The following is a 10543-nucleotide window of genomic DNA, read 5'->3' as shown; positions in this document are numbered from 1 at the left end:
TGTTGGATAAAGCCGCACTTTGTTATATTGGCATCATAAATGAAGCCATATTCTCTCAAGGCATCTTCTTCATGTTCAATACCCCATCTCATATCTTCAGTTTCATAATAAGGGCTTGTTTCGCCTGTTAAGCGCTCCGTTATGAGTTTGATTTTGTAGTCTTCATATTTGCTCGTAGGCAATCCTTTTGCTGTCTTACTGATAATGTTGTAAACATTAGATGCGGTGACTTTACCCAAGCGCGCTTGGAACCATTCTGCTGTTCTTTGTTCCATCTCACACCGCCGTTCTTTGTTCTTGTGGCGTTGCTATATCGGCATCTTGTATAGTAGAATCTGTTTCTACCTTTTGCTTGTTTTGTTTCTTTTTCAAAAGATGCAATACCGTTTGTGCTTGTCCTTCAGACATATCGTCAAGCTTTTTGACGTCGACATAAGCAAGTATTTTTTCTTCTTCTGCTTGGGTTTGTACTATGAGTCTTCTGATTTCATTGATCTGTTGTGGAAAAGCCTTTTTAATAGGCGGGTTTCCATCTGTATCGTCTTCTTTACTTGCTAAATTAAGAAGCATGCCTAATAGGTATCTTCGTGCGTAGGTAAGTGTGGAACCAAGTGATTGTATGCTATTTTTAGAGCCTGTACTGTCAATTGGAAATGTTCCTTCTGTTGAGATTTGATTGTCTGAAGGATGAGACAGAGTTATTTCTATGGTAACGTTTTTTTCTGTTTGATTTTTAATACGATAAAACAAAGCAAATTTGTATGTTGCAAGCCCTTTCTTTACAGCATCAATGTACTGATCAAGTGTAGCGTATTTGCTGTTTGTATGGTTATTAATGGCGTTTTGTTCGATATTTTTATATGCCATTTGCACAGCCGAAAGATCACGGACAAAATTTTGGCGCTCTTGTCGTTTTATCTCTTGTTCTCTTAAATCAAGAAGACGCTCTAAGCGATCCATATCGACGTCACTGTCTAAGGCTTTATTTAAAATACGTTCCATGACAGTTTGTTCGACGGCTACATGATGTGTTTCTTCAGTTTCTATTAGGTTAGTGTTTTGTTCACTCATCTTGATTTCCTACATTGCGCGCAATTCACCCGTGGCGTGAATCACGCTTGTGTTAAAAGGCTGGTTTTGGGGTGTTAGAGTTTTGTCTTTACAGGTTGTACAATCCGATCAATTGGAATGCGTTTTATATATGCACAATGATCAGAATATAGCGTCAACAAGAAAGATTCATCTGAATTGGGTGGTATCATTTCAAATCTAGTGCATGCAAACGGTCTGAATTCGTATGAAAATGCAAAGCATTGCGATCCTATGAGTTCCATTGGCACGATATTCTCTTCACTTAAGAAGGCATCTATTTTGTCTTTAGAGATTATGGTATCTACATAGGGCTCGCCCTTATCTCCAGAGATCGTTATACAAAGTTCACCTGGATTGTGGGTATTTCTCACAACTAACTGCGAACACAAAGTAGGTTTAATTTCATATCTATACATAATAATTATCTTCTCTCGCTCGTTGTGATAATACTGCCTCCACGAACCTCTGAATCTCCGTAAATGTGTGCGTTACCATACACTTCTGCATTGCAATGAACACTTGCATTTTCGTAAACATGTGCTTTTCCAAAAATACGACCACCATATATTTTTGCGTTATGATGAATTGTTGCATTTTCATAAATATTTGCAAAATAACAAACTTTTGAGTTATCAAATACCTTGGCATTGTTGTAAACTTTTGCACCGCTATAAACCATGGCATCATTATAAACCCAACAGTCTCCTTCATGACTTAAGTTGCTCTCACCTTCTATAAAGCCGCCTAGGTCACCTTTCTTGATTTTTCCGAAGCTTCTCAATGCACGAATGCGGTGAAGGATTTTGCCCCCAACTTCGATTGTTTTATTAGTCAATTCGTATTTTTTCACCATGCTTTTTCTCCAGTGGACATGACGTTATCGCCATCAATATCCGCATCACGATAAATTTTTGCGTCGCCATAAATACGTGCATTACCGGAAACTGTTGCCATTCCATAAACTTCGGCAAAACCGTAAACATGTGCATTATGTTTAATTCGTGCACTACCATAAACTTCAGCATCATCATAAACTTGAGCATTATCGTAAACGCAAGCACAAGATAAGACGAATGCATTACCACCTACCCAGCAATTACCATGATGCGATAGGTTGTTTTCATGTTCTATAAAGCCGCCTAAATTACCTTTTTTAATAACTCCAAAGTCTCTTAAAGCGCGGATACGGTGAAGAGTTACCCCTTTAAACTCAGCTTTCTCATCAGTAAGTTCGTACTTCTTTTCCATGATTACTATTTCTCACGTTCTACGATTACGGTGGAGCCACTAATTTTACAATTTCCAGCAATGTCTACACGACAGCAAATATATGCTTGATTGTAAATTTTAGCATTTCCGTAAACGTGTACACTTTCCCCTATAGCAGAATTCCCATAAATCCGCGCATAGTCAAAAACCTTGGCATTATCTCCAACAGAAGCACCACCAACTTCGGCATAATCATAAACTTGTGCATTGCCATAAACTTGTGCATTCCCATAAACCCGCGCATCATCATAAACTTTGGCATTATCGTAAACTTGTGCATTGCCAAAAATCCAACAGTCTCTCTTATGGCTTAAGTTGCTCTCTTTTTCTATAAAACCGCCGAGGTCACCTTTTTTGACATATCCAAAGTCTCTCAGTGCACGAATGCGGCGGAGCGTTCTGCGCCCAAACTCAATTATTTCATCAGTAAGTTCGTATTTTTTCATCTGGTCTTTTCTCCAGTTGAGATTCTTTTATTGCCATCAATCCAGTCGTCCCAACATACACATGCTGCACCGTAAATTTTTGCATGACCGTAAACATGCGCATCACCGGAAACTTCTGCATTGCCGTAAACACGCGCCCTATCGTAAATGTGTGGCTCTTCGTAAACTTGTGCATTGCCATAAACTTCTGCATTATCGAAAACGTGCGGTTCACCGCAAATATGTGCATCACCGTAAACTTCTGCATGACCGTAAATGCATGGTTCATCGAAAACTTCTGCTTTGCCATAAATACGAGAATTGCCGTAAACATGTGCATAACCGTAAACTTGTGCATTTTCGTAAACCTTAGCATTACCAAAAACCTTGGCATTACCATAAACTTTTGCATAATCCCCAATCCAGCAATTACCATGATGACTTAGATTGTCTTCTTTCTCGATATAGCCGCCAAGATCACCTTTCTTGACGTCCCCCAAATCTCTCAGTGCACGAATGCGGTGAAGGATTTTGCCCCCAACTTCGATTGTTTCATCAGTAAATTCGTATTTTTTTTCCATGGTTTTACTCCTTTAAGTTAGATTCTGCCTTTGTCGTTCTTGCAAAAGAACGGCATTGCATTGTGGGGTGAATTTTTTGAAAAGGTGGCGTCTTTTAAAAACGCCTTTAGCTTTTAAAGAACATCACAAGGACGCAAACGGTGTTGTTGTTCGTAAGAACCATACATTGCATCATCATATTCGCGCTGTTTTATATCATCTAAAAAAAAACCGTATGCTGTGCTGTGTAGAATAAAATCGTGAGGAATGTTTCCGTTGAAACACTGCTCTTCACATTCTTTAAGATAGAATTCGGCAATATCTTCAGAGATATCTTCGCAATGATTAGTCGTTGGTTCAATACGCAAAATTTGGACAGCATTATCGGCTTGGTCGATAAATTTGATCATGTCACTTTCTTCTAAGAAAGGACCAGATTTAGCGAGATTTTGCTCTTCATTTTCGCACATCACTAAGAGAATTTCATCAGAATTTATAAACACTGGTTTATTCACAAATGCCTCCATACAGCCTATTGGCAAAAGTTATTTTCTAAGATATGGAGTGAACATATTTTCGATTTTAGAATAAGTCAATATAATTTTTCTAAAACAGAAAAAAATTTTTTTAGTGATAGACAAATAGTCTACACAAAAAAGTAATTTAATTTTCATTTCAATGTGGAGAAAATTCTGTATGAAGCAGTCTAAAAAAGCTCTAAAAATATTTTCGTCATTAACAAATGAGCAAAAACGGGTGGTTATTTTCCATCTTCTTCTTGCAAAGATCGCAGAAAAGAAATGACGGCTTTTCTATGCTCTGGCTTTGCCGAGGAATATAATTTTAAAAAATAATCATCACAATTATCGGGTATAAAATGAGGGGGGAGAGCTTTAAAAAATGAAGTTAATCTAACGAGTTCATCAGCAGATATGCTTCTACTTTCTTTATCATCATCGACAGAAAGCATCTTAGATACAACAGATGTATGAAGTCCCATATGTTTAGCTAATTCAGTTCGGGACCCATGACCCATTGTTTTAAGTTTTTCATTTGCCCAAATTTTTATTTCTTTTTGAATATCCATACTTATCAATATTCCTATTGTTTTAAAAAATATCAACATTTCTATTTTAGAAAAAATGTTGACATTTTTTCTAAAATCGAATAAATGCCTGTTTGATAAATAGAGAAATTAAAATGAATATCAAAAATTCAGCAGGTACGATTATAAAATATTTAGGCGGTGCGAAACGTGTGTCATTGATTTCTCAATGCCATGTGTCTGCTGTTTATAAATGGACTTATCCTTTAAAAAAACTAGAGGGTAAAGGCGGAATTATACCAGCTAAATACCAAATTATGCTTTTGAATTACGCACGTGATCATGGGATAGATTTGCGTCCAGAAGATTTTTTTTATCCCGAGCGCTTGCAGAGATTAATGCAAGAGCAACACCCCCCAATGACTACATTTGCAAAAAGTTCCGGCGTTGATAGCGCGCGTGAGACTTTGCAGCCTTAAGGAGGTGATGATGGCTGTAGAAAAGAAATACGAACTTACTGATGAAACAATTGAGTTTGCTGGAAAAACTCTTCACCGCATTCGTGCATTGAGAAGCTTTGGAAAAGTTAAAGCAGGTGATGTTGGTGGTTTTGTAGAGAGTGAAGGCAACCTCTCTCATGAGGGCGATTGTTGGGTTGGGAATAGGGCATGGGTTTATGGTGATGCACGTGTTTTTGGCAATGCCAAGGTTCTTGGTTTTTCTCATGTTTATGACAATGCCCGTGTTTATGAGAATGCCAATGTTCTTTTAGCAGCTGCGATTTATGGCAACGCCAAGGTTTGTGGTAATGCGCATGTATTTGGCAATGCCAAGGTTTGTGATGAGGCTGCGGTTTTTGGTAATGCTTACGTTTACGATAATATCCATGTTTATGGCAGCGCCAAGGTTTATGGCAACGCCAAGGTTTGTGGTTATGCCAAGGTTTGTGATGCTGCTAAGGTGTTCGGTCATGCCGTGGTTTATGGTAAGGCCAAGATTTATGGAAATGCATATGTTTGCGGCACTGAAGAATATGGTGGCGACAGAGTTTATATGTGTTCACATAATGCAAATGAAGCGCATAAGAATGATGATGGTAAGCCTCGTGTAGAGCTTATACCGCCGTTGGCACTGCTTGAAATTGGTAAAGTTTTAGAGTTTGGGGCAAAGAAGTACGGAGCAAACAATTGGCGTAATGGCATGCACTGGAGCAGGTTACACGGTGCTGCTTTACGTCATTTATTAGCATGGTTTGGTGGAGAGCATAAGGATGCTGAGAGTGATTTATCACACTTGGCACATGCGGCTTGTTGCATTCTTTTTTTAATGGAATGCGAAGCACAACAGATTGGTCATGATGACCGCCCTCATAAAAATTAAAGGAGATAAAGATGAGTTCGAATGAGATTTTATGGATAGCAGTGGTTTCAGTTTTGCTCTTAAGCGGAGTGATGTTTCGTATTGCATTATCGCGACCAAGTTAAGGCGCTTAAAGAGCAGGTTCAAGATCTTAAGAAAAAAATGAAAGAGAATGAGTTTAGGTATTTAAAGGAAAGCAAGCAGACAATTGATGAATGTGATGCGGATCTTGAAGAACGTGACAAGGAAATTAAACAACTGAAACAAAAGACTGAAGAACTAAAACAAAGTATAGATGCGTATCGAGAAGAGTTTACACGGAAAAGTGAAAAGATACGGACACTAAAAGCAGATGTTCAATCACGCGACGAGGAAGTTGAAAGACTAACACAAGAGCTTAAACAGCGTGATGAAGCAGTAAAAGCGCCGCCTCATAAGAATAAGAAGAAAAGTAAGTGAGGTGAGAGGGATGAGTCCAGAAGAAATTAAGTATTTATCTAAATATATCACATTAATAATTTGTAACGTAGTGGCACTTTATCACGTTTATTACTGCTATAAAAAGACACAAAATTTAAGAGATGAGATAATGGAAAAAGATAAAATAATACACGAGCAAGAAAAGATAATTCAAAAATTATCTCCTTCTAACATTTTCTATTCTTCAAAAGATAGAAAAAAGCTAGGCCAAAACTTAGTTTGAACCACTCTTTCTGGGTGATTTGATGAAGTGTGTTCAATGATAAAGATTGGTACAGTTTCGATATTTGGTTTGAGGTGGCGAACTGTGAGAGTAAATAGTGCTTTTTCATGTCTTTTTAGACTAAAATAGCCGCATATGTCCTGAGAGTTTAAGTCTGCTCTAAAAGGGCTTTCAAACCCCATGTATTTTTCATTCTCAGGGGTAAAAGCTATTACATGATCTATAGAACCACCTTCAACAAATGCAAACGGACTTTTTTTATCTATCTGAAAATTATTCATTTTTATTGAATATTTTGTAGGATTTTTTATGATTACATCTACTCTAATAAAGAAATCTTTACCGCTCCTATATGCGTATGGTTTCCCATCTATAACAACCTTTAGATTTGGACCTAAGTCTCGCGTTTCTTTTTCTTGCCATAAGATGGTGAGATGTTTTTTTGCCGTTTCAGCTTGGCTTTCAAGGTGCTTTATTTGTTCATCTATTTTTTTTAAGTCTTGTTTTCTAAACCAAAAAAGGAAAATTCCATTAAGAATAGCAATGACAGTAGTATCTAATGCACTTATCCATTTAAGTATTGTTTCCATATCCTATACACCCTTCTTTCCTTCATTTTCGGAAAAAAAACAATCTTATAAAATACATTTTGTATGGAGTGGCGCTGTGATTAACACGATTCTTTGTTTTGATCTAGGTACCAAAACGGGGTGGGCGATACGTGGTGCAAGTGGTGACATGTTCAGTGGTACCGTGAATTTTCAATCACGCCGTTTTGAAGGCGGTGGAATGCGTTACTTGCGCTTTAAGCAATGGCTATCAGAAATAAAGCAGACAGCAGGTCAAATTGACGTGGTGTATTTTGAAGAGGTGAGGCGTCATAAAGGTACAGATGCAGCGCATGTTTACGGTGGTTTGTTAGCAACGTTAACGGCGTGGTGTGAACAGCATCAGATACCGTATGAGGGGATACAAGTAAGTACGATTAAGAAAGCGACGACAGGCAAGGGGAATGCATCGAAAGAAGAGATGATTAAGGCGGTGCGTGCAAAAGGGCACAATCCGAAAGATGATAACGAAGCAGATGCTTTAGCAATTTTATATTTAGTTAAAGAAAGGGAATTGGGGTATGTCAACTAAGTTGCCATGGACGAGGCTTTTTGCAGACAAGTGGGCAATAGTTGTTGATTATTTGCCTGCTGTAGAGGGCAATATCTATATGCGATTACGGTTACGTATGTTGCATACTGGTGAACCTCTTTTTTATAATATTAAAGTTTTATCTCATTACACTGGTTATTCAGTGAAGAAGTTTGAAGCGGCACTGAATGTTTTGCTTGAAGAAGGATATTTCATTCGTTTAGCAGATGGTCGCTTGTGGAATTTAGATGTTGAGGAAGAACTCAATAACTCTAATGAGAATTTAGATAAAGCTTCGGAAAAGGCTTCAAAAGCAGCAAAAGATAGATGGGATAAAAACAAAGATAAAAGTAATGATGATGCACGTGCAATGCATGAGCAATGCACAAGCAATGCATACGCAATGCACGAGCAATGCTTGGAAATGCACAATAACATTAACAATAACAATAACAAAAAAAATAAAAATATTATTTTATCAAAAAGAGAAATTGATTTTGAAAATTTAGAAACAAACGATTTGGTTGACGAGCCAATCGAGTGTGATGATGTTCAATCAGAGCAAATCAAAACGATAGAAACCAAACAACCAATCATTCGCGAGCAAAATATCAATCTTTCAAACGAAGTTAACAACCGATGGCAAATTAACGAAGCGATGATTGCGAAATTGCCTTCACGAAAAGTTAAAAAGGTTGGAAAACAACTTTCAGAAATCGTTGATAAGATAATGCCTGCTTATTTTCCAGAGAAAGCAAACTTTTTTGAAGGAACAAAGAAAATAAGGGAAAAACAAGAAGTTGAAAGAATACTAGAAGATTTCAAACCCGATTTTCAATACGCAACTGAACAAGGATTAACGCATGATGAAGCCTTATCAGAATTTGAAAAATTTGTACGCTTTTCAAAAACCAATCCATGTCACAATGCAAATGAACGCGATTGGCAAAGCGCTTGGGATAATTGGATTACGCATCCAGAATATGGATTGGTAATTAAGAAACACAAAAAATCAGAAGTGAAAAAACTATATGAAAGCGCATGTTATAAACCACCGTCAAACAATTTCGCAAATAACCTTTCAGAAAGCTTCAATCAACTTGCAACAGCGATCTACGCTTAAAGACACTTATGGATCCGAAAAAACAGCAAAGTAGTGAAGTTTGCTGATGATTTTGAGAATATATATGCGTTTAAATTGACAGAAAGGCACCGTACAGAGCGATTTAAAGATTTTGTGATAAAAACCACATTGAAATTAAAAACGCTTCTGTACGGTCCATTTTGAGGCAAATAAACCCATTGGTAAAGTTATGGATTTAGATAGGGGATATTAAACCAGATGTTTTTAAAAAAACGTAAACAGAAGGGGGGGAAAAAGTTTGTTGCAACAGCGGTGGGGCATGCCCCATGGGGATTAGGGGTAGCAGAGTATTTTTACAATCTTTACGAATATGATGATGGTACAAGAGAATATGAAGAATTTGACGGTGGTCAGTATCATGAGATGCCTGAGAATGTTGATTACAGTACCAAGGCGCAAGTGAAAGCTTGGATATACGGTGGTGATTTGCCAAGAAGCGTATTGAGTTGCGAAGCGTTGATAGACGAGGTGAATAGGGAAATCAAAAAACGTACAGTTAAAGCAGTGAAAACTTATGATGATATAGACAACGAGCTAGAGAAAGCACTTGGTATTCAATTAGGTAGGTATCAAAATGAAAAAAAGTGAAAAAAATAAAAAATACGTATTGACATTAAGGAAAGGTTCGTTTAGAAAGGTCAACAAGTGCTAAAAACACTTGTGATAAGCGGATAAACCACGATAAGGTTTTTCCCATCTTCAAAATACTGACTTTCTTTTATGCTATCATTGGCATATAACGGTTATGTCGGGTGTAGCTATGCCATACAATACCCTTCGCGAGGGAAAAGCATAGCGGCGGACTTATCACCGTGTTTTTAGCACCCGACGCCCTTATGGGCTGTTAATTAAAAACTTCATTGATAAGGATTACTAGCATGAACGCTACAGTTAAAAATCAAGAAACTTCTCCAAAATATCAACTCACCAATCAAACAATTCTTCGCGAAGGTAAAAAACTTTATCGCATTAAGGCGTTAAGAGATTTTGGTGATGTTAAAGCTGGTCAACTTGGTGGCTATATTGAATCTGAAGAAAATCTTTCCCATGATGGTAATTGCTGGGTTGGTGATCAGGCCATTGTTGTGAGCCCTGGTCGTGTTTACGAAAATGCGCAGGTTTATGGCAATGCAGGTGTTGGTGGTTTTGTATATGGTAATGCTCGCGTCTACGATTCAGCAAAGGTTTTTGCCAATGCCCATGTGTATGATAATGCCCATGTTTTCGATAGTGCAAAAATTGTAAGTAAAGTGCATGTTTATGAAAATGCCAATGCATGTGGCATGGCTATTGTTACTAAGAATATTTGTGGTGACACAATGAATAATGTTTATACAGAACGCCTTTCTCCTTATGGTGAAATTTGCTTTGTTATGTGTCGTCCTCATAGGAAAACAGCTTAAATAACGGCGCGGGCGCGGCGGGGGCGCCTCCTTATAACCATTTCATTTAAAAATTTGTTTGAATATTAGATTAGGGAGCTACCTATGACCACTAAAAATGTATCTAAAAAATATGAGCTTATAAATGAAAGTCACGTTAAAGGGATTACTTTATACCGCATTCGTGCTTTAAAAGACTTTGCTGATGTTAAAGCTGGTGATTTAGGCGGCTTTATTGAAAAGGAAGATAACCTTTCTCATGATGGCAATTGCTGGGTTTATGATAATGCTTGTGTTGTAAAATCTGGTCGTGTTTACGAAAATGCAAGGGTATATGGCAACGCTGTCATTGGTGGTTTTGTTTATGGCAATGCGCATGTATATGATAAAACCCGCGTGTATTTTGGAGCTCATGTTTATGATA

Annotated in this window: 16 protein-coding genes and 1 pseudogene; 8 read left to right on the top strand and 9 right to left on the bottom strand. The window is 37.6% G+C overall.

Annotated features, from left to right (window positions below):
* From ACFINS_RS08805 to ACFINS_RS08770, 8 genes are all read right to left on the bottom strand, one after another.
* A partial coding sequence (locus ACFINS_RS08805; RefSeq protein WP_375651407.1) for a YqaJ viral recombinase family protein occupies positions 1–275 on the bottom strand: 275 nt, incomplete at its 3' end.
* A 1-nt stretch (position 276) separates the two neighbouring features.
* On the bottom strand, positions 277–1071 hold the full coding sequence (locus ACFINS_RS08800; protein WP_375651408.1) for an ERF family protein: 795 nt from the start codon (positions 1069–1071) through the stop codon (positions 277–279).
* 442 nt (positions 1072–1513) lie between these two features.
* Positions 1514–1945 carry a hypothetical protein gene (locus ACFINS_RS08795; RefSeq protein ID WP_375651409.1) on the bottom strand — a complete coding sequence of 144 codons (432 nt, stop codon included), beginning with the start codon at positions 1943–1945 and terminating at the stop codon, positions 1514–1516.
* Complete coding sequence (locus ACFINS_RS08790; RefSeq protein ID WP_375613985.1) at positions 1939–2340, bottom strand: hypothetical protein; 402 nt, start codon at positions 2338–2340, stop codon at positions 1939–1941. The genes ACFINS_RS08795 and ACFINS_RS08790 overlap by 7 nt, the downstream gene beginning before the upstream one ends.
* A 5-nt stretch (positions 2341–2345) precedes the next feature.
* On the bottom strand, positions 2346–2807 hold the full coding sequence (locus tag ACFINS_RS08785) for a hypothetical protein (RefSeq protein ID WP_375706102.1): 462 nt from the start codon (positions 2805–2807) through the stop codon (positions 2346–2348).
* Positions 2804–3367, bottom strand: coding sequence for a hypothetical protein (locus ACFINS_RS08780; RefSeq protein WP_375706101.1), 564 nt, complete (start codon positions 3365–3367; stop codon positions 2804–2806). The genes ACFINS_RS08785 and ACFINS_RS08780 overlap by 4 nt, the downstream gene beginning before the upstream one ends.
* Positions 3368–3480: 113 nt before the next feature.
* Positions 3481–3861: a hypothetical protein gene (locus ACFINS_RS08775; RefSeq protein ID WP_375706100.1), complete on the bottom strand. Its 381-nt coding sequence runs from the start codon at positions 3859–3861 to the stop codon at positions 3481–3483.
* Between the two features lie 245 nt (positions 3862–4106).
* Entirely contained in the window at positions 4107–4433 is a 327-nt protein-coding gene (locus ACFINS_RS08770; RefSeq protein WP_273721234.1) for a hypothetical protein, read from the bottom strand.
* 113 nt (positions 4434–4546) lie between these two features.
* Here ACFINS_RS08770 and ACFINS_RS08765 point away from each other — a divergent pair, with 113 nt between their 5' ends.
* The 3 genes from ACFINS_RS08765 to ACFINS_RS08755 all read left to right on the top strand — a co-directional run bounded on the left by ACFINS_RS08765 (position 4547) and on the right by ACFINS_RS08755 (position 6209).
* A complete protein-coding gene (locus ACFINS_RS08765; RefSeq protein ID WP_375635087.1) occupies positions 4547–4870 on the top strand; it encodes a hypothetical protein in 324 nt (107 codons plus the stop codon).
* Between the two features lie 574 nt (positions 4871–5444).
* Positions 5445–5771: a dATP/dGTP diphosphohydrolase domain-containing protein gene (locus ACFINS_RS08760; protein ID WP_375610982.1), complete on the top strand. Its 327-nt coding sequence runs from the start codon at positions 5445–5447 to the stop codon at positions 5769–5771.
* Between the two features lie 141 nt (positions 5772–5912).
* Complete coding sequence (locus ACFINS_RS08755) at positions 5913–6209, top strand: hypothetical protein (RefSeq protein ID WP_375706099.1); 297 nt, start codon at positions 5913–5915, stop codon at positions 6207–6209.
* 198 nt (positions 6210–6407) lie between these two features.
* Here ACFINS_RS08755 and ACFINS_RS08750 read toward each other — a convergent pair whose 3' ends face one another.
* Entirely contained in the window at positions 6408–7043 is a 636-nt protein-coding gene (locus ACFINS_RS08750; RefSeq protein ID WP_375612671.1) for a hypothetical protein, read from the bottom strand.
* Between the two features lie 76 nt (positions 7044–7119).
* Here ACFINS_RS08750 and ACFINS_RS08745 point away from each other — a divergent pair, with 76 nt between their 5' ends.
* The 5 genes and pseudogenes from ACFINS_RS08745 to ACFINS_RS08725 form a co-directional block, all read left to right on the top strand.
* Positions 7120–7593, top strand: a complete 474-nt coding sequence (locus tag ACFINS_RS08745) for a crossover junction endodeoxyribonuclease RuvC (protein WP_375651413.1) — start codon at positions 7120–7122, stop codon at positions 7591–7593.
* Complete coding sequence (locus tag ACFINS_RS08740; protein WP_375706098.1) at positions 7583–8716, top strand: hypothetical protein; 1134 nt, start codon at positions 7583–7585, stop codon at positions 8714–8716. Before ACFINS_RS08745 ends, ACFINS_RS08740 begins: the two co-directional genes overlap by 11 nt.
* Positions 8717–8935: 219 nt before the next feature.
* Entirely contained in the window at positions 8936–9325 is a 390-nt protein-coding gene (locus tag ACFINS_RS08735; RefSeq protein WP_375651415.1) for a hypothetical protein, read from the top strand.
* A gap of 290 nt (positions 9326–9615) precedes the next feature.
* Complete coding sequence (locus tag ACFINS_RS08730; protein WP_375651416.1) at positions 9616–10140, top strand: hypothetical protein; 525 nt, start codon at positions 9616–9618, stop codon at positions 10138–10140.
* Between the two features lie 84 nt (positions 10141–10224).
* Positions 10225–10543: pseudogene (locus tag ACFINS_RS08725) on the top strand (hypothetical protein); the annotation flags it as partial.

Source organism: Bartonella sp. AA2SXKL (assembly GCF_042197205.1).
In the GTDB taxonomy this organism is placed as follows: Bacteria; Pseudomonadota; Alphaproteobacteria; order Rhizobiales; family Rhizobiaceae; genus Bartonella.
The sequence above is the reverse complement of the archived record's forward strand: the minus strand, read 5'-3'. Positions and strand labels throughout refer to the sequence as shown.